Raw genomic sequence first — 25,844 nt, 5'->3', positions numbered from 1 at the left:
GTGTGGGACACGCTGACGGCGTTGGCGGCCCATCCCTGGGCCTACCCCGCGTTCTCGGTCGTGCACCTGATCGGGCTGGGCGCGCTGTTCGGCGGCCTGCTCGTCTTTGAACTGCGCGCGCTGGGCGCGCGTCGCGAGCTCGATCCCGGCGCGCTGGCGCGACTGGCGATTCCCACGGCGCTGGCGGGCTTCGCGCTGTGCGCCGTCTCCGGCGCGGCCATGTTCGCGACCCAGCCGCAGGAGCTGTGGATCAACCCCGCGCTGCGCGTGAAGCTCGCGCTGATCGCCGTGGCGGGCCTGAACGCGGCCTGGTTCCACTGGCGCGGCGGCGTGCGGGCGCAGGACCGCCTCGGCCGCTGGCAATGCCTGCTGTCGTTGGGGATTTGGGTCGCTGTCATCATCTGCGGGCGCTGGATCGCCTTCGTCTGACGTCCTTCCCGCCAGCGCGTCCTTCAGGTCCTTCACGTCCTTCAAGGAGGCTTCGATGGAACGTCGTCTGTTGCTGGCCGCGCTCGCGGCCGCGCCCCTGATGCCCGCCGCCGTCCGCGCCCACCATGGATGGAGCGGCTTCGACCAGGACCGCCCGCTGTACCTGGAGGGCCGCGCGGCCAGGGTGACCTGGCGCAATCCGCATGCGGAGCTGGACCTGGAGGTGCCGGAGCGGCTCGTGCTGCCGACCGACCTGAAGCAGCGGGTCCTGCCCAAGCAGACGAGCGCCGTCGACGGCGAGGCCCTGCTCGCGAAGACGCAGGTGCCGACGCGGCGCGACCGGCGCTGGGAGGTCGAGCTGGCGCCGCTGACGCGGCTGGAGGCCTGGCAGGTCGAAGAGATCAGACCTGGCACCCAGCTGTCGGTGATCGGCTTCGCCGCCCCGGGCGAGCAGGGCGCGGCGGTGCTGCGGGCGGAGTACCTGTTCGTCGGCGGCAAGGTGTACGGGCTGCGGTCGTCGCCCGCTTGAGCGGCGGAGATAATCCCGCCTTTCCTCTCCCGCCAGTTTTCCGGCCCTCTACGACGAGCCGTCGCTCGCCCCTCCATGACCCAAGACGAATTGAAGACCCTGGTCGGCCAGGCCGCATTGCAGTACGTGACGCCGGACACGGTGGTGGGCGTGGGCACCGGCTCGACGGTGGACAAGTTCATCGACGCGCTGGCCGCCAGCGGTGTGCGCATCGCCGGCGCGGTGTCCAGCTCGGTGCGCAGCACCGAGCGCATGAAGGCGCTGGGCATCCCGGTGCTGGACGCGTCGGAGGTCGAGTCGCTGCAGGTCTACATCGACGGCGCCGACGAGATCGACCGCCAGGGCCACATGGTCAAGGGCGGCGGCGCGGCGCTGACGCGCGAGAAGATCGTGGCCGACCTGGCCCAGACCTTCGTCTGCATCGCCGACGAGAGCAAGCTGGTCGACGTGCTGGGCGCGTTCCCGCTGCCGGTCGAGGTGATCCCGATGGCCGCCGCGCAGATCGCGCGCCGCTTCCGCGCGATGGGCGCCGAGCCGGTGCTGCGCCAGGACTGCGTGACCGACAACAGCTGCCGGATCCTGGACGTCAAGGGCCTGCGGATCACCGATCCCGCCGCCTTCGAGGCCGAGGTCAGCCAATGGCCCGGCGTGGTCACCGTCGGCGTCTTCGCCCGCAACAAGGCGGGCGTGTGCCTGCTGGGCACGGCGCAGGGCGTGAAGACGATGACCTTCTGACCGGCGCCTGACCGCCCGCCTCAGCGCAGGCGGAACACCGAGATCGCGGCGGCCAGCCGCTGCGACTGCTCCTTGAGGCTCTCGGCCGCGGCGGCCGACTCCTCCACCAGCGCCGCGTTCTGCTGCGTCATCTGGTCCAGCTGGCCGATGGCCGCGTTGACCTGCTGGATGCCGTCGCTCTGCTCGCGCGAGGCGGCGCTGATCTCGCCGATGATGTCGGCCACGCGCTGCACGCTGGCGACGATCTCGGTCATCGCGCCGCCGGCGTCCTCGACCAGGCGCGAGCCCGATTCCACGCGCTCGACGCTGGCGCCGATCAGCGTCTTGATCTCCTTGGCGGCCTCGGCGCTGCGCTGCGCGAGCGAGCGCACCTCGCTGGCGACCACCGCGAAGCCGCGGCCCTGCTCGCCGGCACGGGCGGCTTCCACCGCCGCGTTCAGCGCCAGGATGTTGGTCTGGAAGGCGATGCCGTCGATGGTGCCGATGATGTCGGCGATGCGGCGCGAGCTCTCGCTGATCTCGCCCATGGTCGCCACCACCTGGCCCATCACCGAGCCGCCGCGCTGCGCGGTCTCCGCGGCCGAGCTCGACAGCTGGTTGGCCGTCATCGCCGAATCCGCGGTCTGGCGCACGGTGCCGGTCAGCTGCGTCATCGAGGCCGCGACTTCCTGCAGGTTGGAGGCGGTCTGCTCGGTGCGCGCGCTCAGGTCGTGGTTGCCGGTGGCGATCTCGGCGCTGGCGGTGCCGATGCTCTCGGCGGAGCCGCGCACGTCGCCGATCAGCTTGAGCAGCTGCGCCTGCATGCCGCCCAGCGAGCCCAGCAGCTTGCCGGTCTCGTCACGGCCGCCGGCCGGCACTGGCCGGGTCAGGTTGAAGTGGGCGATGGCGTCGGCGACCTCGGCCGCGCCCTGCAGCGGGCGCGTGATGGAGCGCGTCAGCGCGACCGCGAACCAGGCGCCCAGGCCCAGCGCGACCAGCGAGAACACCAGCAGCGCCGTGCGCGCGCGGCGGTTGGTTGCGTCGAGCTGCAGGGCGGCCTCGTCCAGCAGGCTGCGCTTGTGCTGCACGATGGCCTGGATCGCTTCCTGGAACCGGGCCGCGGCGGGCTGGAAGTCGCGGTCGAAGACCTCGCGTGCCTTCTCGGCGTCGCCGCTCTTCTTGCTGGCGGCCACCGCGTCGCGCGAACTCAGGTAGCCCTTGCGGGCCTCGCTGAGCGTGTCGAACATCCGGCGCTCGTCCGGCGTGACCATGTAGCCGTCGAGCCGCTTCTGCAGCTCGCCCGACTGCCGGGTCGACTCGGCCGAGGTCGCGGCGAAGAACTGGGCGAGGCTGGGGTCGGCGCTGACGGCGATCGCGCTGGTGCGGTTCACGCCGTTGGTGATGTTGCGGTACCAGTCGGAGGCGACGCGCTCGGCGGCCAGGTCCTGGTTGAGCATCACGTCGGTCTCGGCGGCCACGCGGCCCAGCGCCAGGTAGCTCAGGCCCGAGCCCACGAAGGCGATCAGCAGTACCAGGCCCAGCACCACGCCGAGCCGCTGGCCGATCGATCGGCCGGCGACGAGATGAATCATGGATGTCCCCCAGAGATGTCGATGTGCGTTGATGGACCCGCGCCCTGGCGGGCGCGGGACGCCTTTGACGGCGTTTCCGCTCCATATCGACGCCGGCGCCCGGAACTTGAATGACGGCGGCGACGCGGCCCGGCGTCTGCGTCTGCGATGCGTCATCCGTCACGCCCGGGCGCGGGCTGCCGCCCCGTCCGATCCGAGCCACCGCGCGGTCGTGCCCGCTTGATCCTCCGCAAGAGGGATCTCACTCCCCCGTCGGCTCCCCCAAGGTTGGCAAGTCGACGGCCGCGTCCGGTGGCAGAGTCGTCGCCTGGGACGAGCAGGACTCGTCATCGAAGCTGGAGAAGGCAATGCAAGGAATCGACAGTGGGCTGCGAGGCGATCGCAGCGGTGGCGGCACGGTGGAGCTGGCGATCCAGGTCCAGGCCTTGAAGACGCGGATGGACACGGTGCTGCCCACGCTGGCGACACGGGAACAGCTGGCGCAGGAGGTCGGGGCGCTGCGCAGCGAGATGAAGCACGAGATCGGCGCCCTGCGCAGCGAGATGAAGCAGGAGATCGGCGACCTGCGCAGCGAGGTGAAGCAGGAGATCGGCGCGCTTCGCGGCGAGTTGAAGCACGAGGTGGGCGCGTTGCGCGCCGAGATCAAGGACTCGATCGGCGGACTGCGCGCGGAAATGCATCAGACGGTGGCGAGTGCCATCAAGTGGGGGTTGGGGATCGGGCTCAGCGCGATCACCGCGGCGGCGGCCTTCGTGACCGTCATGTCGCCGCACTTTTCGTCCTTCTCGCGTGGCCGCGAGGCCGTGGCCGCCGTGGCGGCGGAGCCGGCCGAATTGCCGACCCGGCCGTGACGCCGTGACCCCGCGACCCGGCCGAGCTGCCGACGTGACCGTGGCCGAACGCCAAGCCGGCCGTGACCCGCTTCAGCCGCTGCTTCAGCCGCTGCTCCAGCTGCTGCTTCAGCTGCTGCTTCTACGCTGCTTCGCGCCGAAGCGCGCGGGGTCGACGGCCTCGGCCAGACTGGCCTCCATCGGCCACGGCGCGCCGGTGAGCTGCGCGGCGATGAGCTCCGCGCACAGCGTCGCCGAGGTGATGCCGCGCGAGCCCAGCGCGCCCAGCACCATCAGCCCGCGATGCCGCGGCCAGAAGCGCACCTGCTCGGCGCGCTGCGCGGGCGCTTGCGTCGGCACGGCACCGACGATCGGCAGCCGGTCAGGCACCAGGCTGCGCCAGCCCACGCGGCCAGTAAGGGGCAGTGGATCGTCATTGCGCGCGTCGATGGCGGGTGAGGGTGGTGTCGGCGCGTCGCTCAAGGCACCGGGCAGCAGCTCGGCCAGGCGCGCCAGGTTCTGCGCCTGATCCGCGGCGCGAAGCTGGGGCTCGGGGTCGTTGGCATCGGCGCTGGCGCCGAAGCACATCGTGCCGTCGGGCAGGCTCAAGGCGTAACCGAGCCCGGCCACCGGCAGGGCAAGCGCGCATGGCGAGCGATCCGCCGGCAGGGTGCTCAACTGCCCGCGCTGCGAGATCCACGGCCACGCCGGGCCGGCCGACCACTCCGCCATCAGCGCGGCATTGGCGGTGCCGCCGCAGAGCACGACCGCGTCGGCGGTCGCCAGCGTCGCCCCATCCGCCCCCAGCGCGATCCAGCGATCGCTGGCGTCGTCGCGCCGCAGGCCCGCCACGACGGCGCCCAGGCGCAGCGAGAAACCGGGACGGCCCGCCGCCTCGGCGAGCCAGGCCGCCGCGAGCGCCGGCGGCGACACCGCGCCTCCGCCTGGAAAGTGCCAGGCGGGCCGGCCCAGGGGCAGCTTGGCCAGGGCCGCGGCGGCGTCGGCGTCGAGCGCCTGGATGTATGCCTCCGGCAGGCCGCTGCGCACGAGCAGCTCGCGCATCTCGTCGAGCGCTTGCGGCGCGCGCTCGACCCGCAGCAGTCCCCATTGCAGCCAGGGCAGGGCGGGGGCGATCCGGCGCAGTTCGCGCTCGGTGGCCAGGGCCGCGGCCCGGTTGAAGCGCGCGTGCACCCCATCGTCGGCGTGGATCGTCCCGTGGAAGAGCCCGCCCGGATTGCCGGAGGCCTGGCCGGCCGGCGTGGGACCGGCCTCGAGCACCGTCACCCGCAGGCCTTCCCGCGTCAGCACCCGGGCGCAGGCCGCGCCCGCCAGGCCGGCGCCGACGATCACCACGTCGCGCGGCGCAGGATGCGGCGCGGCGCGGCCGGGTGGCGCCGGCGCGCGGTGGCGCGGCGCGAAGCTCGCGACGGTCGTCGCCCATTTGCCGCCGGTGCCGGGCCGCTTCTCGACCTGGAAACCCGCGGCCGTGAGTCCGTCGCGCACCGGTCGCGCCACGCTCCAGGTCGCGGCCGTGGCGTCGGGCGCGGCCAGCCGGCCGGTCTGGCGCAGCACGGCGTCGTCCCACAACTCGGGGTTCTTCGCCGGCGCGAAGCCGTCCAGGAAAAACGCGTCGACCGACGCCACCAGCTCCGGCATCCATTCGCGCGCGTCGCCCAGCGCCAGCATCAGCCGCACCCGGCCGTCCTCGAAATCGAGCACGTGCAGGTTGGGCGTGAGCGGCGGCCAGGCCTCGATCAGCTGCGCGGCCAGCTCGGGCGCCGGCGAAGCGGCATGGGCGCGCGCCAGGTCCTCGCGGGTCAGCGGGTGCTTCTCGAGGCTGAGGAAGACCAGGCGCTCGCAGCGCGAGGGATCCTCACGCCATGCGGCCCAGGTCGCCAGGAAGTTGTTGCCCAGGCCGAAGCCGGTCTCCAGCACGACGAAGCGCGTGCGGCCGGCCCAGCGGCCGGGCAGGCCATTGCCGGCCAGGAAGACCTGCCGCGCCTGCTCGAAGGCGCCGAAGGGGGCGTGGTAGAGGTCGCCGAAGTCCGGCGCATGGGGCACGGCGCCGGAGAAGTCGACGCGGGCGGGGACGATGGGCGCGGTCTTCATGGGGAGTGGCCGCGAGTATGCCCAAGCCGGGCGGGCGCAGCCGCCGGTGGCAGCGGAAACGAAAACGGCGCCGATGACGGCGGAAAAGAAAACGGCGCCGATGACGGCGCCGTGGTCTGCCGGCTGAAGGCCGATCAGGAGGTCGACTTCGGGCGCGTCAGCGCCGCGCCGGCCGGGCGGTTGCCCTGGCTGCCATGACGGCTGCCCTGGCCCTGGCCTTGACCGTGGCGCTGGCCGCCGGCGTTCTGGCCCGACGAGGCGCGCTGGCCTTGTCCTTGGCCACCTTGGCCGCCTTGGCCGTGACCCTGGCGCTGCTGGCCCTGGCCGCTGCCCGAGCCACCGCTGCGCTGGCCGCCTTGCGCGCCCTGCGCCGGACGACCGCCCTGGCCGCCGCCCTGCGGCCGACCCTGGCCTTGCGGACGACCGCCATTGCCGCCGCCGCCACGACGGCCACCGCCGCCGCCGGCCGGACGCGGCGACCCCAAGGACTTGCCCACGCCGCCGTTGAGGACCATGCGGCCCATCACGATCGGTTCGGCCTTGGCGTTCGGGTCCGGCTCGAAGCCGGGGACCACCTCACGCGGGATCTCGCGTTTGATCAGCTTCTGGATGTCGCGCAGGAAACCTTCCTCGTCGACGCACACCAGCGACAGCGCCTCGCCCTGCGCGCCCGCGCGGCCGGTGCGGCCGATGCGGTGCACGTAGTCCTCGGCGACGTTGGGCAGCTCGTAGTTGATGACGTGCGGCAACTGGTCGATGTCGATGCCGCGCGCGGCGATGTCGGTCGCCACCAGCACCTTCAGGTCGCCGCTCTTGAACTCCGACAGCGCCTTGGTGCGGGCGCCCTGGCTCTTGTTGCCGTGGATCGCCATCGCGGTGATGCCCTGCTTGTCCAGGAACTCGGCCAGGCGGTTGGCGCCGTGCTTCATCCGCGTGAACACCAGCACCTGATGCCAGTCGTGCTTGGTGATCAGGTGGGCCAGCAGTTCCTTCTTCTTGTCGCGGTCGACCGGATGGATGCGCTGCGCGATCGTGTCGGCCGTCGCGTTGCGGCGCGCGACCTCGATCAGGCCCGGGTTGTCCAGCAGGCGGTCGGCCAGCGCCTTGATCTCGTCGCTGAAGGTCGCCGAGAACAGCAGGCTCTGCTTCTTGGCCGGCAGCAGCGCCAGCACCTTCTTGATGTCGTGGATGAAGCCCATGTCCAGCATGCGGTCGGCTTCGTCCAGGACCAGGATCTCGACCTTGGACAGGTCCAGCGTGCCTTGCTGCGCGTGGTCCAGCAGGCGGCCCGGCGTCGCCACCAGGATGTCCACGCCCTTGCGCAGCTTGTCGATCTGCGGCTGCATGCCGACGCCGCCAAACATCACCATGCTGGTCAGCGGCAGGTACTTGCCGTAGGTGCGCACGCTTTCCTCGACCTGCGCGGCCAGTTCGCGCGTCGGCGTCAGCACCAGCGCGCGGATGGCGATGCGGCCCTTGGCGTCGCGCACCGGCTTGCCGGCGGACAGGCGCTCGAGCACGGGGAGGGTGAAGCCGGCGGTCTTGCCGGTGCCGGTCTGGGCGCCGGCCATCAGGTCGCCGCCGGTCAGGACGGCGGGAATCGCCTGGCTCTGGATGGGGGTGGGGGTCGAGTAGCCGGCATCGGCGATCGCGCGGAGCAGGGGCTGGGAGAGCCCCAGTGCGTCAAAACTCATAAGCTGCTTTGTTCGTGCCCGGACGGGCTTTGTGTGCAGCACGCCGGCCGGTGAGGCCTGGCGCCAGTCTTCGGCTGCCGTGGGAGAGCGTGAGCTCAGAAATGAAAACCGCGGCAAGACTGAGCCGCGGTGATGGGCGGGATTGTAGCCGAGGGGTGTCCCTCCACCGGGGGAAGGGTCCCGCCCGAAGTGGGAAGGATGCAAGTTCCGCACGGGTTGCTCACGGGATCGACACGGGCCGCGGACAGCTTCGCGCAAGCTCGGTGACAGCCGTCGCTCAGCCGCGCATGTCGGCGCCCGCAGTCGTGTTTCGGCGCGGTAAACCGCGGGTAAAAAGGGCCGCGAGGTCCGTGCTGATCGGCCTTCGGACGGGGTTGCGGCGGCATAGTCTTGCGCCAGTGTTTCCACTTGTCCCCTTGTCCATGAGCGCCTTGTTTCCCGATCCTGCCGCCGGCACCCACTTGCTGCTGCTGGACCCCGACCCGCATGCGCGCCTGCGATTCGCCGGCCTGATGCGGGCCTGGGGCTTTCGCGTCACCGACAGCAGCGAGCCGGCCCTGCTGGACCGCGTGCCGCTGCTGCCGGTGGACCTGGCCCTGATCGATCCGAGCGACGCGCGGGAGGCCGGCTGGGGCGCGCTGACGCGCTTGAGGCAGCGCTCGCGGTTGCCGGTGATCGTGCTGCTGCAGCAGGACAGCACGCTGGAGCGGGTGCTGGCGCTGGAGCGCGGCGCGGATGCGGTGCTGGCCAAGGACGGCGAGCCGCGTGAGTTGCAGGCGCGCATCAAGGCCTTGCTGCGGCCGCGTGAAGGGGATGCGGCGGAGGTGCTGATGTTCGGGCGATTCAGGCTCGAGCCGATGACCCGCCGCCTGACCGGGCCGGGGGGCTTCTGCGTGGTGCTGTCGCAGAGCGAATACAAGCTGCTGCGCGCGTTCCTGGAGCGACCGCACAGCGTGCTGCAGCGGCAGGAACTGCTGCATCTGGCGCGCGGCGACGGCGTCACCGCGCTGGAGCGCAGCGTGGACCTGATGGTCTCGCGGCTGCGGCAGAAGCTGCACGACGCCCCCAGTTCGCCGTTGATCCGGACCGTGCGGGGGATCGGGTATCTGTTTGATCCGCCGTTGAGGTGAAGGAAGAAGCGGGCGGACTGCCATCGCCGCTGGCCCTCACCCCTCCCTCTCCCGCAAGCGGGCGAGGGTGTTCGACCGAGCGGCTGAAGACGGCAGTGGCCTGCGGCGGGGGGCGGGAAAGACAGGCGCTTACTTCGCGGCGACCGACGCCCAGCGCAGCTCGAACCAGTTGTCCGGGCGATGGACCACCGTCACGTTGGCGCGCGTCGCCCACGGGATCATCTGGCGGTGCAGCGGGATCAGGTGCACCTGCGACCGGAATTCCCGCAGCGCGGCCTTGATCAGCTCCTCGCGTTTCTTCGGATCGGCTTCCTCGCTGGACTGCGCGGCCAACTGGTCGAACTTGTCGTCCGTCCAGTTGCCGAAGTTGTACTGCCCCACCGACTTCTCGCCGCGGTTGCGCATCAGCGGCGTCATCGCGACTTCGGCATCGGTGATGCTGCCGCCCCAGCCATACATGTAGAGGCTGGTGTCCAGCTTCTCCAGCTTGGGGAACATCAGCACGCGTGGCTGCGCATTGACCTTCACCTTCACCTTGAGCTGCGACCACATCGAGGCCAGCGCCAGGCAGATGCGTTCGTCGTTGATGTAGCGGTTGTTGGTGCAGTCGAGCGTGACCTCGAAGCCGTTGGCATAGCCGGCGTCGGCCATCAGCTTGCGCGCCGCCGCCAGGTCGTAGGGCAGCCGGGTCTCGAGCTGCGGGTCGTTGAACGCGCCCAGCGGCGAGGGCGTCAGCCCGCCGGTGGGCAGGCTCAGGCCGTTCATCAGCTTGGTGCGCAGCGTCTGGATGTCCACCGCCTGGTAGAGCGCCTGGCGCACCCGCAGGTCCTTGAACGGGTTCTTGTCGCCCGGCACCTTCCCGTACAGCAGCTTGTCGCGCGCCTGATCCATGCCGATGAAGACGATGCGGTTCTCCGGGCCTTCCTGGACCTTCACCTGCGGCGTCTGCTTGAGCTTGGGGATGTCGCGCGGCGAGGGATCCAGCACGAAGTCGATCTCGCCCGAGACCAGCGCCGCCAGCCGCGTCGCGTCGTTGGCGATCGGCGTGTAGACGGCGTCCTGCACGTTGCCGTCGAACTGGCCCCACCACGCCGGATTGCGCTTGAAGGTGGTGCGGATGCCGGGTTCGCGCGCCGTCATCTGGTAGGGGCCGGTGCCGTTCGCATGCGTCGCGGCGTAGGTCTCCTGCTTGTCCTTGAAGTTCTGCGGCTTGACGACGTTGTGCTGCTCGCACCAGCGCTTGCTCATGATGAACAGCGTGTCCAGGTGCTGCAGGAAGATGGGGTTGACCTTGTCGAGCTGGAATTCGACGGTGAAGTCGTCGATCTTGCGCGGCGTGCCCACGGCCTGCGCGTAGACGCTGATCTGCGAGTACGGGTCCTTCGCCCGGTTGATCGAGAACACGACGTCGTCGGCGGTGAACGGCGAGCCGTCGTGGAACTTCACCCCCTGGCGCAGCTTGAGCCGCCACAGCGTCGGCTTGAGCTGGGTCCACTCGGTGGCAAGACCCGGCACCAGGTTGAGCTGGCGGTCGCGCGAGACCAGCCGCTCGTAGACCTGGCCGTTCATCGCGTTGGTGACGATCTCGTTCTGCGAATGCGGATCGGCCGTCTGCATGTCGCCCTGGCTGGCCCAGCGCAGCGTCTGGGCCTGCGCGCCGCCGGCGATCAGGGCCAGCGCCAGCGGCAGCGCGCCCAGCGCGGCGCGGGCGGCCCGGGCGGTGGTGGCGCGAGGCGTGCGCGGACGGACGGAGATGGAACGGAACGGCAGGGTGGTCATCTCGGTGCGAACAGGAAGGGCAGGGCGGTCGAGTTTAGGGGCATGGGCGGAAGCTGCGACAATGCCGGCCTATTGCCCGGGCGAGCCACCACCGCCCATGCACGCCCCGGCCCCTGGATCGCCCCGCGATCCCCGGCGCCCGAGGGGCCCCCAGGTCAACCCACGAAACGCTGAAGAACCATCGCCATGGCTCAATACGTCTTTTCGATGAACCGCGTCAACAAGACGGTTCCCCCGAAACGCCACATCCTCAAGGACATCTCGCTGTCCTTCTTCCCGGGCGCCAAGATTGGCGTGCTGGGCCTGAACGGCTCGGGCAAGTCCACGCTGCTGAAGATCATGGCCGGCGTCGACAAGGAGATCGAGGGCGAGGCGATCCCGATGCCCGGCATCAAGATCGGCTACCTGGAGCAGGAGCCCAAGCTCAACCCCGACCAGACCGTGCGCGAAGCGGTCGAGGAAGGTATCGGCGGGGTTTTGGCCGCCAAGAAGCGCCTGGACGAGGTCTATGCCGCCTATGCCGAGCCGGACGCCGACTTCGACGCGCTGGCCGCCGAGCAGGGCGAGCTGGAAGCCATCATCGCCGCCGCCGGTTCCGAGAACACCGACCTGCAATTGGAACTGGCCGCCGACGCGCTGAACCTCCCGCCCTGGGACGCCAACATCGGCGTGCTGTCCGGCGGCGAGAAGCGCCGCGTCGCGCTGTGCCGCCTGCTGCTGTCCAAGCCCGACATGCTGCTGCTGGACGAACCGACCAACCACCTGGACGCCGAATCGGTCGAGTGGCTGGAGCAGTTCCTGCAGCGCTTCCCCGGCACCGTGGTGGCCATCACCCACGATCGCTACTTCCTGGACAACGCCGCCGAGTGGATCCTGGAACTGGACCGCGGCCACGGCATCCCCTGGAAGGGCAACTACTCCGACTGGCTGGACCAGAAGGAACGCCGCCTGGAGCAGGAGCAGAAGTCCGAGGACGCCCGCGCCAAGGCGATGAAGGAAGAACTGAAGTGGGTGCGCTCGAACGCCAAGGGCCGCCAGGCCAAGAGCAAGGCGCGTCTGGCCCGCTTCGAGGAACTGAGCGACGTCGAATACCAGAAGCGCAACGAGACCAACGAGATTTTCATCCCCGTGGCCGAGCGCCTGGGCAATGAGGTGATCGAGTTCGAAGGCGTGACCAAGTCCTTCGGCGACCGCGTGCTGATCGACAACCTGTCGTTCAAGGTCCCGCCGGGCGCGATCGTTGGCATCATCGGCCCCAACGGCGCCGGCAAGTCGACGCTGTTCCGCATGATCCAGGGCGTCGAGCAGCCGGATTCCGGCACGGTCAAGATCGGCAAGACGGCCAAGCTGGCCTTCGTCGACCAGAGCCGCCAGAGCCTGGATGCCAACAAGACGGTGTGGGAAGACGTTTCGGGCGGCCTGGACAACATCGTCGTGGGCAAGTTCGTGATGCCGTCGCGCGCCTACATCGGCCGCTTCAACTTCAAGGGCAACGACCAGCAGAAGATGGTCGGCCAGCTCTCCGGCGGCGAGCGCGGCCGCCTGCACCTGGCCAAGACCCTGGCCCAGGGCGGCAACGTGCTGATGCTGGACGAACCGTCCAACGACCTGGACGTCGAAACCCTGCGCGCGCTGGAAGAGGCGCTGCTGGAGTTCGGCGGCTCGGCGATGGTGATCTCGCACGATCGCTGGTTCCTGGACCGCATCTGCACCCACATCCTGGCCTGCGAGGGCGACTCGCAGTGGTTCTTCTTCGACGGCAACTTCCACGAGTACGAAGCCGACAAGAAGAAGCGTCTGGGCGAGGAAGGCGCGCGTCCCAAGCGCGTGCGTTTCAAGCCGATCACCTGATCGGCCTGGCCTCCCACCCCCCCCCGATCCGCGCCCTCTGGGGCGGATCGCGCCAGGCGCCCGCGAGGCCTCGATTTCAAGAGGCGTCGCGGGCGTTTTTCATTGGGGGCGATTCATTTCACGAATCTTTACGGCGCACCCATGGGCGATTGACGCGCGCCGCCGACCATCTCCTCACCCCCAAACGAATTGGAGATTCCGAGATGGTCAAACGCATTACCCGACCCCTCACGATGCTGGCGCTGGCCGCGAGCCTGGGCCTGGGCGCGCTGGTGGCGCAGGCCCAACCCGCCCCGGGCGACATGCCGCCGCCTCCGCATGCGATGCATCGCGGCCACGACTTCGACGGGTTCGCGATGCAGGGTCGCCTGCTGAAGGAAGCCGGGGTCACCGACGCCCAGCGCGCCCAGCTCAAGCAGATCTTCGAAGCCGCCCGCAACGACCTGAAGGGCCAGCGCGAGACCGGCCGGCAGCTGCACGAGCGCATGGAAGCGCTGTTCACCGCGCCCACCGTCGATGCCAACGCGGTCGAGCAGCTGCGCCAGCAGATCGCCGCGCAGCACGAGGTCGCCTCCAAGCGCCTCACGCTGGCGATGATCGACGCGTCGCGGGTGCTCACGCCTGAGCAGCGCGCCAAGATCGCCGAGCTCAAGAAGCAGCAGCGCGAGAAGATGAAGCAGCGCATGAAGGATCGCGGCCAGCACCGGAAGGACCGCCAGGGCGCGAATCCGGACAACCCGGTGCCGCAGCCTTTCACCGAACGCTGAACGCGAGAGGCCGGCTATGCTTCAGTCTTTCGATGAGTCCGCGGCGCGCGGCCTGGCCGATCCGGCCCGGTCGGTGGCCGCCTCGCAACGCCCGATGAATCCACGACTGCTCCTGATCGACGACGACGCCCGGCTCACCGCGATGCTGGGCGACTACCTCAGCAGCGCCGGCTTCGACGTGAGCTTCGCCGGCTCGCTGGCGCAAGGGCGCTCGGAGCTGGAGGCCGGCCAGTTCGAGCTGCTGGTGCTGGACCTGATGCTGCCCGACGGCGATGGCCTCGAGTTCTGCCGCCAACTGCGCGGTGACAAGCGCTGGCGCCGCCTGCCGGTGCTGATGCTGTCGGCCCGCGGCGAGCCGATGGACCGCATCCTGGGCCTGGAGCTCGGTGCCGACGACTACCTGCCCAAGCCCTTCGAGCCCCGCGAGCTGCAGGCCCGGGTGAAGGCGCTGCTGCGCCGCACCGAGCCGCAGGCGATGGGGGACGAGGTGCTGCGCTTCGGGCGGCTGGAGATCGACCTCGCGGCGCGCCAGGTGCGCCTGGACGGCAATGCCTGCGACCTGACCAGCCACCAGTTCGACCTGCTGGTCGTGCTGGCGCAGAGCCCGGGTCGCGTGCTGTCCCGCGACCAGATCATGGACGCGCTCAAGGGCCATCCGCTGGAAGCCTTCGACCGCTCGATCGACGTGCACATCTCCCGCATCCGCTCGGTGATCGAGGACGACCCCAAGAACCCGAGACGGGTGCTGACGGTGCGCGGCGCCGGCTACGTGTTCGCACGCAAGCAGGACGCCGAAGGCCTCGAGTAAGTGAAGGCGCTGTACCTCCGCATCTACGTCACCGTCGTGGTGGTGTTGCTGGCCTTCGCGCTGGGCTCGGCCTGGCTGTTCCAGGGCCGCATCGAGCAGGAGCGCGGCACCTTCGAGCAGGCGGCCTCCGAGCGGCTGGTGGCGCTCGCGGTGCTGGTGCAGCGCGCCTTGCCGCCGTCGACCGCCTCCGTCGACGAACAGGCCGATGCCGTCGAGGACTGGGGCCAGCGCCTGCGCATGGCCCTGGCGCTGGAGGATGCGCGCGGGCGCCGCATCGGCGCCTCGCCGCTGTTCGAGCGCCGCGAGGACCTGCCCGGCTCGCGGGTGCAGCGTGTGCCGCTGGATGACGGCCGTCACCTGCTGTTCCTGCGCCTGGCGCGTCCGCCCGGCGCGTCCGGTCCGATGGGGCAGGACAAGCTCGAGGCCGAGGCGCGCGCCGCGAGCGGACCCCGCCGCGTCTTCCGCGAGCGTCGTGATCCCTTCGTCGACGGTCCGCCGCCCGAGCCGCGTGATCCCGGGCGCCGGGAAGGCCGGACCGAGATGGACCAGATGCGCCAGCGCATGCTGGACCGGCTCGAGCAGCAGCGCCGCGAGGAAAACGCGGCCTCCTGGGTGCCGGGCTGGGTGCCGCGCCCGAGCGGAGAGGCGCTGGCGGTGTTGCTCGCGGTGCTGTTCCTGGCGGTGGCCGGCGGCGCGTACCCGGTCGTGCGCCGGCTCACGCGGCGGCTCGAATCACTGAAGTCGGGCGTCGAGCAGTTCGGCTCCGGGGACCTGAGCTTCCGCGTGCAGGACAACGGCAAGGACGAGGTCGCGGCGCTGGCCACCAGCTTCAACCGGGCGGCCGAGCAGATCGAGACGCTGCTGCGTTCCCACAAGAGCCTGCTGGCCAACGCCAGCCACGAGCTGCGCTCGCCGCTGGCGCGGCTGAAGATGGCGTTCTCGATGCTGGACGACGCCTCGCCGGCGCAGCGGGCGCGGCTCGGCCAGGAGATCAACACCAACATCGCCGAACTGGATGCGCTGGTCGAGGAAGTGCTGCTCGCCAGCCGCCTGGAGGGCGGCGCGCAGTCGCTGCGGCTCGAGCCGGTGGACCTGCTCGCGATCGCCGCCGAATCGGCCGCGCAGGGCGGCGCCGAGCTGGAGGTCGAGGAGGGCCTGGGCCAGTTGACGCTCCGGGGCGACGATCGCCTGTTGCGTCGCGCGCTGCGCAACCTGCTGGAGAACGCGCGCCGCTACGGCGGCCCGGTGGTCGAGCTGAAGGTGCGTCGCGCCGGCCAGGACCGCATCGAGCTGCAGGTGTGCGACCGTGGCCCGGGCGTGCCTGAGCCGATGCGCGAGCGGATCTTCGAGGCCTTCTTCCGCCTGCCTGGCCATGCCGAGGTGTCCGGCGGCGTGGGCCTGGGGCTGAACCTCGTCAAGCAGATCGCCACCGCCCACCAGGGTACGGTGCGCTGCGACGCCCGGGAGGGCGGCGGCAGCTGCTTCGTGATCACGCTGCCGCTGAACTGAGCGCTCGTGGGGGGCGAAGACCCCTCACCCCCACCCTCTCCCCGCAAGCGGGGAGAGGGAGTTCCATTGGGTGCGTGGGCTCCTTCTCCCTCAGCGCCCAACGCCACTGCTCACTCCCTCGCCCCCAGAGGGGGAGCGGGGAGAGGGAGTTTCATTGGGGCTTACTCCCTCGCCCCCAGAGGGGGAGAGGGCGGGGGTGAGGGGGCTCGTCGCAGGATCTCAGTCGATCCACGCAGCCCGCTCCGGGAAGTTCAAGCCTCTCTGACTTCCCGCCGATGCACGAGTGCCAGCAGCACGCTCAATCCCAGCGCGGCCGCCGCCAACCCGACCGACGCCGCGCTCCAGAACCCACGCGCGCCCTGCATGACGGCCGGCAACTCGACCTCATGCTCCCCGAAGGCGAGCCAGTAGCCCCCGCCCAGTCCGAGCCCCCAGATCGCGAACGCATAGATCAGCATCGGCGCGGTCGCGATGTGATGCGCGCGCAGCACGAAGGCCGCGACCGTCTGTCCGGCGTCCGACACGTGGAACAGCCACAGCCAGCCCAGCAGCGGCAGTGCCGCGGCGACGATGGCCGCATCGCTGGTGTAGAGCCCCAGCACCTGCTCCCGCAGCGCGAAGATGACCCCGCCCAGCACGAAGGCGATGGCCAGCGCGATCTCCAACCCATGCCAGCCGAGCCGCCGCGCGGCCGCGTAGTCGCGGGCCCCCAGCGCCTGGGCCACCAGCGTGCTGCAGGCGTTGGCCTGCGCCAGCGGCAGCATGAACATCATCGCCACCAGGTTCGCGCAGAGCTGATGGCCGGCCACCGGCGTCGTGCCCAACCGCGCGATGAAGATCGCCATGAAGGTGAAGCCGGTGACCTCGATCAGCACCGAGGCGCCCATCGGCACGCCGAGCTTGACCAGGCGGACCAGCGTCGCCCGGCGCGGCCGGTGCAGCCCCGTCCCGGCGAACCCGAACGGCGCATAGAACGGGTCGCGCTTGAGCACGACGAGCGCGATCAGCAGCTGGCTCCACATCACGATCGCCGTCGCGATCGCGCAGCCCACCGCCCCCAGCGGCGGCACCTGCAGCGGTCCGACCGAGAAGCCAGCGATCAGCAGCGCGCTGGCCGGGAATTTCAGCAGCAGCCCGCCGATCTGCAGCGCCATCACCGCCTTGGGCCGCGACACCGCCGTGTTGAAGCCGCGATAGGCCGTGAACAGCAGCGCGGCCGGCAGCGCGATGCCCAGCATGCGCAGGTAGTCCCGCACCTTGACGGCGATCTCCGGGCTCACCTGCGAGATCGCCAGGAAGGGCTGCGGGAACCAGAGGATCAACTCGCCCACGACCGTCAGCGCGAGCGCCAGCCAGGCGGCCTGATGCAGGCTGTCGCCGGCCTCGGTCATGCGCCTGGCGCCGAACAGCTGCCCCGCCACCGGCGAGATCGCCAGCACCACGCCCATCAGCCCGACGAACACCGAGGTGTAGACCGCCGAGCCCACCGCCAGCGCCGCCAGGTCGATCGCGGAATGCCGCGCCACCAGCAGCGTGTCGATCGTGGAGTAGGCGAGCACCGCCAGTTGGCCGATGAACACGGGCCAGGCCAGCGGCAGGATCTGGCGCAGGCTCTGGAGGCGTCCGCCCAGCACTGCCCGTGCGCCGGCGTTCGCGGCGTGGTCGGCGTCCGCGGTGTCGGTCAAACGGACTCCCCGCCGGCCGCGTCCTGCTCCGTCGCACCCGGATCCGGCGGCGTCGCGTCGCCGCGCCGCTCGATGGCCCGCTCCGCATAGCGGTTGAAGCGCCAGGCCGTGCCCTCGAGCGTGATCCGCCGCCAGGTCGCGCGCTTCTCGCCCGGCGTGAACACCGGCCAGTTCTGGACCTCGTCGAAGCTGCGGCCGCAGCCCTTGCAGAGTTCGTCGCCCTGGCTGGTCGAGCAGATCGCGATGCAGGGTGCGTCCGGCGTCGTGTCGTACCAGCGCATCCAGGCGCCGAGCGCCGGGGCGGGCATCGAGTCCTCGTCGCACTCGGTTTCGTGGTGGAAGACCATCAGCGCGTAGACCTCGGCCAGGGCGCGCAGCTCGGGGCCCAGCGACACGCCGTCGCCCGGCGCGCGCTGGCGCCACCAGTTGATGGCGGATTCGATGTCGGTGATGTGGATGCCAGCCATCTCAGCCATCTCAATAGTCGATGCCCATCGCGCCGCGCACCTCGCGCAGCGTCTTGCGCGCCACTGCACGGGCACGTTCCGTGCCGACCTCGACGATCCAGTGCACCTTCTTCGGGTCGGCCAGCAGCTCGTCGGCGCGCTCGCGCCACGGCGCCTGCTCGTCGTGGATCGCCTCGATCAGCGGCTGCTTGCAGTCCAGGCAGCCGATGCCCGCGCTGCGGCAGCCGGACTCCACCCAGGCGCGGGTGTCGCTGTCGGCATAGACCTTGTGCAAGGCCCAGACCGGGCAGCGCTCGGGCTCGCCGGGATCGCCGCGGCGCACCCGCTGCGGGTCGGTCTGCATCGTGCGCACCTTCTCCGCGACGACCTCCGGCGCGTCGCGCATCGCGATCGCGTTGCCGTGGGTCTTGCTCATCTTGCGGCCGTCCAGGCCGGGCAGGCGCGAGGTCTCGGTCAGCAGCGCCTGCGGCTCGGGGAACAGCGGCGCCGCCTGCTGGCGGTAGAGGTGGTTGAAACGCCGCGCGACCTCGCGCGTCACCTCGACGTGCGGCGCCTGGTCCTCGCCGACCGGCACGAAGGCCGCCCTGTAGATCAGGATGTCCGCCGCCTGCAGCAGCGGATAACCGAGGAAGCCATAGGTGGCCAGCTCGCGGTTTTCCGCCACCAGCTCCTTGTAGCTGGGCATGCGCTCGAGCCAGCTCGATGGGGTGCTCATCGCCAGCAGCGTGAACAGCTCGGCGTGCTCGGGCATGCGGCTCTGGATGAACAGCGTCGCCTGGGCCGGGTCGATGCCGGCGGCCAGCCAGTCCACGACCATGTCGTAGACGCTCTGCTCCAGGCCTTCCCGGTGCTGGTAATGGGTGGTCAGCGCATGCCAGTCGGCGACGAAGAAGAAGCAGTCGTAGGCCGCCTGCAGCCGCACCCAGTTCTTCAGGGCGCCGTGGTAATGGCCGAGGTGCAACGCGCCGGTGGGGCGCATGCCGGAGAGCACGCGCTGGCGCGGGAGGGGAGGCGGATGGTCGGTCATGGCGGCGGGCTGGGCGGTGGCCGCGGCGCGAGACGGTCGCACCGCGAGGCGGGGCGGGCGGCCGTCCGGGCGAGCGGCGGGAGGGCGATTGTAGGGAGGCATGGCCCGCGCGACGGCCGGTCATGCCCATGCCCTTGGCTACACTGCCGGCCCATGAAGCACATCGTGATCCTGATCTCCGGCCGCGGCTCCAACATGGAGGCCATCGTGCAGGCCTGCGCCGCCGGCGGATGGCCGGCGCGCATCGCCGCGGTGATCAGCAACCGGCCGGACGCCGCCGGGCTGGCGTTCGCGCAGGCGCATGGCGTGCCCACCGCGGTCGTCGACCACAAGGCCTTCGGCAAGGGCGACGCCGCGCGCGTCGCGTTCGACGCCGAGCTGCAGCGCGTCATCGACGGCTTCAGCCCCGACCTGATCGTGCTGGCCGGCTTCATGCGCATCCTGACGCCGGGCTTCACCGCCCACTACGCGGGGCGCCTGCTCAACATCCATCCCTCGCTGCTGCCGGCCTTCCCGGGTCTGCACACGCACCAGCGCGCCATCGAGGCCGGCTGCCGCGTGGCCGGCGCGACGGTCCACTTCGTGACCGCGGAGCTGGACCACGGGCCGATCGTCGCGCAGGCGGTGGCGCCGGTGCTGGACGGTGACGACGAGGCGGCGCTGGCGGCCCGGGTGCTGCGGCTCGAGCACCGCATGTATCCGAGCGCGGTGCGCTGGTTCGTCGAAGGCCAGTTGGCCGTCGAGGGCGCCCGCGTGCGCCACGCCGGCGGCGAGCCGCAGATGTTCAGCTGAGGCCGGGCCGGCCGGGCGCTCAGCCCAGCATGCCGGCCAGGAAGTTGATCGTCAGCGCCAGCACGACGGTATTGAACACGAAGGCCTGTACCGCCTGCACCAGCACGAGCCGCCGGATCGGCCGCGAACTCACGACGACGTCCGAGGTCTGCGAGGTCGCCGCCACCGTCGCGGCGAAGTAGAGGAAGTCGATGTAGTCGGGCGCCTCTTCGTCGCCGGGGAACTCCAGCCCGTGCGGCGCCTTGGGTCCGCAATGGAAGAGCGAGGCGTAGGCCAGTCCGAACTCGACCGGCAGCAGCAGCCAGGAGCCGGTCAGCGTCGCCGACGCCACCAGGAGGTGCGGCCAGGCTTTCAGCAGGCCGGCTTCCTTGACCTGGGCAAGCTCCAGCGCGATCGCCGCCATGCTCGCGGCGCCGCCGAGGATGGCCAGCGCCAGCACCGTCGGCACGCTGTCGGCGACGGCGCGGGCCTGCTCCTCGACGTCTTCGGCGTCGGTGTGGAACATCCGCCAGCCGATCAGCAGCAGGTAGGTCCAGACGCCGGCGCTCCAGCCCAGCAGCAGGCGGGTGTGCCAGGCCAGCTCCATCGGCCAGGAGGCTGCCAGCAACGCACCCGTCGCCGCGCCGATCAGCAGGCGCGGTCGGCGCTGGATCTGGTGCAGTAGCGGCATGGCGGGAGAGGGCCTCAGTCGCCGATCCGGGCGAAGCGGGGCACGGCGCGGCCGTCCACCTCGACGCTGCCGAAGAACATCGCGTGGGGGCGGACCCAGAGGCCCGAGTCGCCGTACAGCGGGCGGTAGAGCACCAGCGGCTCCAGCGTTTCGCTGTGGCGCACGACGCCGCGGACTTCGTACTCGCCGCCCTTGTAATGGCGGTAGCGCCCGGGCGGCGCCTCGGGCAGCGGGGCGAGCGGGTCGCCGGCGCCGTGGCTGGAGGGGAGCGCGGCGGGCGCGGCGCTGGGGTGGGGGGAGGGCGGGGCGTCGCTCATGCGGGAAGGCTCGGGGATAATCCGGCGATGCATCCTAATGCCCTTCTTGAACTCTGCGCCGAACTGGTGGACAGCCTGCTGCTGTTCGACAAGCCGGCCGACGCCCTGGTCTCCGACTTCTTCCGCGCCAACAAGGCCCTCGGCCAGCGCGAGCGCCACACCATCGCCGAAACCGCCTACGCCGTGCTGCGCCAGCGCCCGCTGCTGCAGCACCTGGCCCAGTCCGGCCGCGGTCCGATGGCGCGGCGCCTGGCGATCCTCGCCTGGGCCGGCAACGAAGCGTTCCTGCGTGGTGCGCTCAAGGACGAGGAGCAGCAGTGGCTCAAGCAGGTGGGGTCCATCGACCGCGCCAAGCTGCCCGAGAAGCTGCGCCACAACCTGCCCGACTGGCTGGTCGAGCCGCTGAAGGCGCGCCTGGGCGACGAGCAGTTCTGGCAGCTGGCCGACGCCGTCAACGCGGCCGCGCCGCTGGACCTGCGCGTGAACCTGCTCAAGGCCAAGCGCGAAGAGGTGCAGGCGGCGCTGAAGGACAAGGGCTTCAATTCGACGCCGACGCCGTATTCGCCCTGGGGTCTGCGCCTGGACGGCAAGCCCGCGCTGCAGAAGCTGGACGTCTTCACCAGCGGCCAGGTCGAGGTCCAGGACGAGGGCAGCCAGTTGCTGTCGCTGCTGACCGAGGCCAAGCGGGGCGAGATGGTGGTCGACTTCTGCGCCGGCGCCGGCGGCAAGACACTCGCGCTGGGCGCCGCGATGCGCAACACCGGCCGGCTGTATGCGTTCGACGTGTCCGGACACCGGCTGGACAAGCTCAAGCCCCGGCTGGCGCGCAGCGGGCTGTCCAATGTCTACCCGGTCCAGATCAGCAATGAGCGCGACGACCGGATCAAGCGCCTGGCCGGCAAGATCGACCGGGTGCTGGTGGACGCGCCGTGCTCGGGCCTGGGCACCTTGCGCCGCAATCCCGACCTGAAGTGGCGCCAGTCGCCCGACAGCGTCAAGGAACTGCATGCCAAGCAGGTGGCGATCCTGAACAGCGCCGCCCGCCTGCTCAAGCCGGGCGGCCGACTGGTCTATGCGACCTGCTCGCTGCTGGATGCCGAGAACGAGGCCGTCGCCCAGGTCTTCTCCGAAGCCCATCCCGATTTCACGCTGCAGCCGGCCCAGGAGGTTCTGGCCCATGCGCAGGTCGACGCCGAGCAGGCCATGGCGCTGTCCGACAACGGTTACCTGCGCTTGTGGCCGCACCGCCATCACAGCGACGGTTTCTTCGCGGCCGTCTGGGAACGCAAGAAGTAAGGCGAACAGGCCCGGCTGGCGCCGTGCAATTCTTATAACGAACTAATCACCTGACGGACCGCGCTGCGAACCGGATCGCTGGCGTTCGAGGGCCTGCGGGGTTCGTTCGATGGATCACGAAGTCAGGCCATTCCAACCCTGGTGCGTCAAAAGCAGGCGGGAAAGCCGGTCTGATTTGGGCGATTTCTAGAGGGCCTCGCCTACAATCGTGGCTTCCTGTGGACAACTGGCTCCTCGCGAGCAGGGTTAGGACCGAATGAACGTATTGATGTCTGTGCACGATGCCGTCCTCAACTGGATGATCGACGGCTTCACCGGCGCCAGCTGGTGGCAGATCGTGGTCTTCACGCTGGTGGTGACGCACATCACCATCGCCGGGGTGACGATCTTCCTGCACCGCGCCCAGGCGCACCGCGCGCTCGACCTGGGGCCGATCCCCTCCCACTTCTTCCGCTTCTGGCTGTGGCTGACCACGGGCATGGTCACCCGCGAGTGGGTGGCGATCCACCGCAAGCACCACGCCAAGTGCGAAACCGACGAAGACCCCCATAGCCCGGTCACCCGCGGCATCAAGACCGTGATGACCCGAGGCGCCGAGCTGTACCGCACCGAGGCCAAGAACGAAGAAACCATCAAGAAGTTCAGCCATGGCGTGCCGGACGACTGGATGGAGCGCCATGTCTACAGCGGGCGCTCGGTCTGGGGCGTGTCCCTGATGATGATCATCGACCTGGCGCTGTTCGGTGTGGTCGGTATGGCGGTGTGGGCCGTCCAGATGGTCTGGATCCCGTTCTGGGCCGCTGGCGTGATCAACGGCGCCGGCCACTACTGGGGTTATCGCAATTTCGAGGCGACCGATGCGTCGACCAATGTCTCCCCGTGGGGCCTGATCATCGGTGGCGAGGAGTTGCACAACAACCACCACACGTATCCCACGTCGGCCAAGTTCTCGGTCAAGCCGTTCGAATTCGACATCGGCTGGGGCTACATCCGCGCGATGGAGATGATCGGTTGGGCGAAGGTCCGCAAGACCGCGCCGCAGATGAAGACGGGCGAGATCAAGGCCGTCGCGGACAAGGACACGCTGGAAGCCATCATCGCCAATCGCTATGAGGTGATGGCGCGTTATGCCCGCGGCCTGCGCGGCGCCTGCAAGGACGAGCTGGCCAAGCTCAAGGCAGCGGGTGAGCAGCACAGCGTCAAGTTCCACCAGTTCAAGCTGGCCAAGCGCTGGCTGCATCGTGATGCCGAGAAGATCCCGGCGGTCTTCCAGGCACAGTTGGATGGCGCTCGCGCCGCCAGCCCGGTGCTCGACAAGCTGGTGACCATGCGCGAGGAACTGCGTCAGCTGTGGACTCGCACGAACGTGTCGGCCGAGCAACTGGTGCATGACCTTCAGGCGTGGTGCCGCAAGGCCGAGGAAAGCGGTATCGCCGAACTCAAGGCCTTCGCGATGGGGCTGCGCGCAGTGCGCGCCTGATCGACGGATACGCCTGTCGCGTGCGGTGAGGCCGTCTCGGTGATGGCTGTCACCGGGCGACGGATGAAGGAATGCAAAGGGCGCCCTTACCGGGCGCCTTTTTTCATTGGGGCGCCCATAATTTGTCGGGACCCTCACACAAGGAGACTGACATGACTGCCGCAATCCCGTTCAAGCGCATCGCGCTGGTCAGCCTGATGACCCTGAGTTTTGGGGCGATGGCATCGGTGGCCCAGGCGCAGGCGGAGGTGAGTTTCATCAAGCCGGAGAATTTTTCGGACATCGGCTTCAACTACGTGGATCGCACCACGGCAATGAAGCAACTGGAGGACCACTTCAAGGCGCTGGCCGCCCGCGAATTGCCGGGCAAGCAACTGAAGATTGAAGTGACCGACATTGACCTGGCCGGGGAATTGGAGCCGGCGGCCCGCGTCGACCGCCTGCGGGTGCTTCGCACCGTCACCATTCCCCGGATGAGCTTCACCTACACGCTCAGCGAGAACGGCAAGGTCCTGAAGTCCGGCAAGGCGGACATCAAGGACATGGACTATCAGAACGCAAGCAACCGCTACTTCGACTCCGAGCCGCTGCGCTACGAGAAGAAGATGATTGACGACTGGATGGCCAAGGATCTGCTGGGCAAGGACCGCTTGGCGCGCGTGACGCCCTGAGCGGCGCGGGACGGCCCAGTTGGGCGGCGCGTCGCCCGCGCTCCAGAATGAAAAAACCCGCCGATTGGCGGGTTTTCTTCAAGGTGAGGGCGGTGCTGTCGCAGTCCTCTCACGCTGAATCACTTCAGCTTGGTTTCCTTGTACAGCACGTGCTTGCGCGCCTTGGGGTCGAACTTCATGAATTCCAGCTTTTCGGGCGTGGTCTTCTTGTTCTTGTTCGTGGTGTAGAAATGACCGGTGCCGGCAGTGGATTCCAGCTTGATCTTTTCGCGTCCGCCTTTGGATGCCATGGTGTCGCTCCTGGTTCAGTGATTAGGCTTGACCGCGGGCACGCAGGTCGGCCAGCACGGCGTCGATGCCCTTCTTGTCGATCAGACGCAGCGCGGCGTTGCTGATGCGCAGACGGACCCAGCGGTTTTCGCTTTCGACCCAGAAACGGCGGTATTGCAGGTTCGGCAGGAACCGGCGCTTGGTTTTGTTGTTGGCGTGGGAAACGTTGTTCCCGACCATGGGCTTCTTGCCCGTGACTTCGCAGACGCGTGCCATGAGGACACTCCGATACTTGTCATCCGGCGACCGTCCCAATCGTCCCGACCTTGCTGTCGGATCGCGGGCGGCGGCCTCACCTCGCCATAGGGTGGCGGTTTCCCATCTTCCCCGCGTCGAGATCCTTCACAGGTTGTCGGCGCAGGAAAACGGAGAGTGTAGCAGAAACAGACCGGCCCGCGGAAGAGCGGGCCGGCTGGAATGCGGGTGTCGCCTGAGTGGCGCGCGGACTCGCGGTGCTCAGCGGGCTTCCTGCTCCAGGAAGCGCTGGGCGTCGAGTGCGGCCATGCAGCCGGTGCCGGCGCTGGTGATGGCCTGGCGGTAGACGTGATCCTGCACGTCGCCGGCGGCGAAGACGCCGGGCACGCTGGTCATCGTCGCGAAGCCTTCCAGGCCGCTCTTCGTGCGGATGTAGCCGTCCTTCATCTCGATCTGGCCGGCGAAGATGTCGGTGTTGGGCTTGTGGCCGATGGCGATGAAGCAGCCCTGCAGCTTGACGTCGGTGGTCGCGCCGCCCTGCGTGCTCTTGATGCGCACGCCGGTGACGCCGCTGGCGTCGCCCAGCACCTCGTCCAGCGTGTGGAACAGGTGCAGCTCGATCTTGCCGGCCTGGACCTTGTCCATCAGCTTGTCGACCAGGATGGGCTCGGCGCGGAACTTGTCGCGGCGGTGGATCAGGTGGACCTTGCTGGCGATGTTGGACAGGTACAGCGCTTCCTCGACCGCGGTGTTGCCGCCGCCGACCACGCAGACCTCCTGCTCGCGATAGAAGAAGCCGTCGCAGGTCGCACAGGCGCTGACGCCGCGGCCCATGAAGGACTCCTCGGACGGCAGGCCCAGGTACTGCGCCGAGGCGCCAGTGGCCAGGATCACCGTGTCGGCGGTGTAGACGGCGCTGTCGCCGGTCAGCGTGAAGGGGCGCTTGGAGAAGTCGACGCTGTTGATGTGGTCGAAGACGATCTCGGTCTGGAAGCGCTCGGCATGCTGCTGGAAGCGCTGCATCAGCTCGGGGCCTTGCACGCCCATCACGTCGGCGGGCCAGTTGTCGACCTCGGTGGTGGTCATCAACTGACCCCCTTGCGCCATGCCGGTGACCAGCAGCGGCTTGAGGTTGGCGCGGGCCGCATACAGGGCGGCGGTGTAGCCGGCGGG

Annotated in this window: 25 protein-coding genes; 13 read left to right on the top strand and 12 right to left on the bottom strand. The window is 69.6% G+C overall.

The genetic code is table 11. From position 1 onward, the window contains the following. From ACTJKJ_RS23680 to rpiA, 3 genes are all read left to right on the top strand, one after another. Complete coding sequence (locus tag ACTJKJ_RS23680; protein WP_440822472.1) at nucleotides 1–429, top strand: hypothetical protein; 429 nt, start codon at nucleotides 1–3, stop codon at nucleotides 427–429. A gap of 55 nt (nucleotides 430–484) precedes the next feature. Further along, nucleotides 485–958, top strand: a complete 474-nt coding sequence (locus ACTJKJ_RS23675) for a DUF6152 family protein (protein ID WP_440822471.1) — start codon at nucleotides 485–487, stop codon at nucleotides 956–958. Between the two features lie 75 nt (nucleotides 959–1,033). Next, the gene (gene rpiA, locus ACTJKJ_RS23670) at nucleotides 1,034–1,693 is read left to right on the top strand and encodes a ribose-5-phosphate isomerase RpiA (protein ID WP_440822469.1); all 660 of its coding nucleotides are present in this window, start codon (nucleotides 1,034–1,036) and stop codon (nucleotides 1,691–1,693) included. 20 nt (nucleotides 1,694–1,713) lie between these two features. Here the strand turns inward: rpiA and ACTJKJ_RS23665 are convergent, their stop codons facing one another. After that, a complete protein-coding gene (locus tag ACTJKJ_RS23665) occupies nucleotides 1,714–3,264 on the bottom strand; it encodes a methyl-accepting chemotaxis protein (protein ID WP_440822467.1) in 1,551 nt (516 codons plus the stop codon). A gap of 347 nt (nucleotides 3,265–3,611) precedes the next feature. On the opposite strand from ACTJKJ_RS23665, the gene ACTJKJ_RS23660 reads away from it, so the two are divergent. Beyond that, nucleotides 3,612–4,115 carry a hypothetical protein gene (locus ACTJKJ_RS23660; protein WP_440822465.1) on the top strand — a complete coding sequence of 168 codons (504 nt, stop codon included), beginning with the start codon at nucleotides 3,612–3,614 and terminating at the stop codon, nucleotides 4,113–4,115. 108 nt (nucleotides 4,116–4,223) lie between these two features. On the opposite strand, the gene mnmC is transcribed toward ACTJKJ_RS23660, so the two are convergent. Then, nucleotides 4,224–6,203: an FAD-dependent 5-carboxymethylaminomethyl-2-thiouridine(34) oxidoreductase MnmC gene (mnmC, locus tag ACTJKJ_RS23655; protein ID WP_440822463.1), complete on the bottom strand. Its 1,980-nt coding sequence runs from the start codon at nucleotides 6,201–6,203 to the stop codon at nucleotides 4,224–4,226. 134 nt (nucleotides 6,204–6,337) lie between these two features. After that, nucleotides 6,338–7,897 (bottom strand): DEAD/DEAH box helicase, encoded by a 1,560-nt coding sequence (locus ACTJKJ_RS23650; RefSeq protein WP_440822461.1) that lies wholly within the window; start codon nucleotides 7,895–7,897, stop codon nucleotides 6,338–6,340. Nucleotides 7,898–8,319: 422 nt separating this feature from the next. On the opposite strand from ACTJKJ_RS23650, the gene ACTJKJ_RS23645 reads away from it, so the two are divergent. Then, entirely contained in the window at nucleotides 8,320–9,027 is a 708-nt protein-coding gene (locus tag ACTJKJ_RS23645) for a winged helix-turn-helix domain-containing protein (RefSeq protein ID WP_440822459.1), read from the top strand. Between the two features lie 129 nt (nucleotides 9,028–9,156). Here the strand turns inward: ACTJKJ_RS23645 and ACTJKJ_RS23640 are convergent, their stop codons facing one another. After that, the gene (locus ACTJKJ_RS23640) at nucleotides 9,157–10,806 is read right to left on the bottom strand and encodes an ABC transporter substrate-binding protein (RefSeq protein ID WP_297387613.1); all 1,650 of its coding nucleotides are present in this window, start codon (nucleotides 10,804–10,806) and stop codon (nucleotides 9,157–9,159) included. Nucleotides 10,807–10,992: 186 nt separating this feature from the next. Between ACTJKJ_RS23640 and ettA the strand changes: the two genes are divergently transcribed. The 4 genes from ettA (at nucleotide 10,993) to ACTJKJ_RS23620 (ending at nucleotide 15,741) form a co-directional block, all read left to right on the top strand. After that, nucleotides 10,993–12,657, top strand: coding sequence for an energy-dependent translational throttle protein EttA (ettA, locus tag ACTJKJ_RS23635; RefSeq protein WP_091724236.1), 1,665 nt, complete (start codon nucleotides 10,993–10,995; stop codon nucleotides 12,655–12,657). Between the two features lie 203 nt (nucleotides 12,658–12,860). Beyond that, a complete protein-coding gene (locus ACTJKJ_RS23630) occupies nucleotides 12,861–13,424 on the top strand; it encodes a Spy/CpxP family protein refolding chaperone (RefSeq protein ID WP_440822456.1) in 564 nt (187 codons plus the stop codon). 94 nt (nucleotides 13,425–13,518) lie between these two features. Then, a complete protein-coding gene (locus tag ACTJKJ_RS23625; RefSeq protein ID WP_091725180.1) occupies nucleotides 13,519–14,232 on the top strand; it encodes a response regulator in 714 nt (237 codons plus the stop codon). Beyond that, the gene (locus ACTJKJ_RS23620; protein WP_440822454.1) at nucleotides 14,233–15,741 is read left to right on the top strand and encodes a HAMP domain-containing sensor histidine kinase; all 1,509 of its coding nucleotides are present in this window, start codon (nucleotides 14,233–14,235) and stop codon (nucleotides 15,739–15,741) included. 251 nt (nucleotides 15,742–15,992) lie between these two features. Here ACTJKJ_RS23620 and ACTJKJ_RS23615 read toward each other — a convergent pair whose 3' ends face one another. From ACTJKJ_RS23615 to trpS, 3 genes are read right to left on the bottom strand one after another with little or no spacing between them, the layout of a single operon-like run. Further along, entirely contained in the window at nucleotides 15,993–17,426 is a 1,434-nt protein-coding gene (locus ACTJKJ_RS23615; protein WP_440822452.1) for an MATE family efflux transporter, read from the bottom strand. After that, entirely contained in the window at nucleotides 17,423–17,893 is a 471-nt protein-coding gene (locus ACTJKJ_RS23610; protein WP_091725188.1) for a DUF3717 domain-containing protein, read from the bottom strand. Before ACTJKJ_RS23610 ends, ACTJKJ_RS23615 begins: the two co-directional genes overlap by 4 nt. Nucleotides 17,894–17,903: 10 nt before the next feature. Continuing rightward, nucleotides 17,904–18,920: a tryptophan--tRNA ligase gene (gene trpS, locus ACTJKJ_RS23605; protein ID WP_440822450.1), complete on the bottom strand. Its 1,017-nt coding sequence runs from the start codon at nucleotides 18,918–18,920 to the stop codon at nucleotides 17,904–17,906. A 153-nt stretch (nucleotides 18,921–19,073) separates the two neighbouring features. Here trpS and purN point away from each other — a divergent pair, with 153 nt between their 5' ends. After that, nucleotides 19,074–19,712, top strand: a complete 639-nt coding sequence (gene purN, locus ACTJKJ_RS23600) for a phosphoribosylglycinamide formyltransferase (protein WP_440822449.1) — start codon at nucleotides 19,074–19,076, stop codon at nucleotides 19,710–19,712. Nucleotides 19,713–19,731: 19 nt separating this feature from the next. On the opposite strand, the gene ACTJKJ_RS23595 is transcribed toward purN, so the two are convergent. After that, nucleotides 19,732–20,382: a DUF1345 domain-containing protein gene (locus ACTJKJ_RS23595; protein WP_183479018.1), complete on the bottom strand. Its 651-nt coding sequence runs from the start codon at nucleotides 20,380–20,382 to the stop codon at nucleotides 19,732–19,734. Nucleotides 20,383–20,396: 14 nt separating this feature from the next. Next, nucleotides 20,397–20,612, bottom strand: a complete 216-nt coding sequence (locus ACTJKJ_RS23590; protein ID WP_254783396.1) for a DUF1653 domain-containing protein — start codon at nucleotides 20,610–20,612, stop codon at nucleotides 20,397–20,399. A gap of 114 nt (nucleotides 20,613–20,726) precedes the next feature. Between ACTJKJ_RS23590 and ACTJKJ_RS23585 the strand changes: the two genes are divergently transcribed. The 3 genes from ACTJKJ_RS23585 to ACTJKJ_RS23575 all read left to right on the top strand — a co-directional run bounded on the left by ACTJKJ_RS23585 (nucleotide 20,727) and on the right by ACTJKJ_RS23575 (nucleotide 24,146). Next, a complete protein-coding gene (locus tag ACTJKJ_RS23585) occupies nucleotides 20,727–21,995 on the top strand; it encodes an RsmB/NOP family class I SAM-dependent RNA methyltransferase (RefSeq protein ID WP_297387636.1) in 1,269 nt (422 codons plus the stop codon). 268 nt (nucleotides 21,996–22,263) lie between these two features. Next, entirely contained in the window at nucleotides 22,264–23,475 is a 1,212-nt protein-coding gene (locus ACTJKJ_RS23580) for a DesA family fatty acid desaturase (RefSeq protein WP_440822446.1), read from the top strand. A gap of 152 nt (nucleotides 23,476–23,627) precedes the next feature. Further along, nucleotides 23,628–24,146 carry a DUF3016 domain-containing protein gene (locus ACTJKJ_RS23575; protein ID WP_297387642.1) on the top strand — a complete coding sequence of 173 codons (519 nt, stop codon included), beginning with the start codon at nucleotides 23,628–23,630 and terminating at the stop codon, nucleotides 24,144–24,146. Between the two features lie 119 nt (nucleotides 24,147–24,265). Here ACTJKJ_RS23575 and rpmG read toward each other — a convergent pair whose 3' ends face one another. The 3 genes from rpmG to trxB form a co-directional block, all read right to left on the bottom strand. Further along, on the bottom strand, nucleotides 24,266–24,436 hold the full coding sequence (gene rpmG, locus ACTJKJ_RS23570) for a 50S ribosomal protein L33 (RefSeq protein WP_058934741.1): 171 nt from the start codon (nucleotides 24,434–24,436) through the stop codon (nucleotides 24,266–24,268). 22 nt (nucleotides 24,437–24,458) lie between these two features. Next, nucleotides 24,459–24,692, bottom strand: a complete 234-nt coding sequence (gene rpmB / locus ACTJKJ_RS23565) for a 50S ribosomal protein L28 (protein WP_022979438.1) — start codon at nucleotides 24,690–24,692, stop codon at nucleotides 24,459–24,461. A gap of 240 nt (nucleotides 24,693–24,932) precedes the next feature. Then, the coding region (gene trxB / locus ACTJKJ_RS23560; RefSeq protein WP_440822442.1) for a thioredoxin-disulfide reductase at nucleotides 24,933–25,844 on the bottom strand (912 nt) is incomplete at its 5' end.

This window comes from Roseateles sp. 22389 (assembly GCF_052044995.1).
Lineage (GTDB): Bacteria > Pseudomonadota > Gammaproteobacteria > Burkholderiales > Burkholderiaceae_C > Roseateles.
The sequence above is the reverse complement of the archived record's forward strand: the minus strand, read 5'-3'. Positions and strand labels throughout refer to the sequence as shown.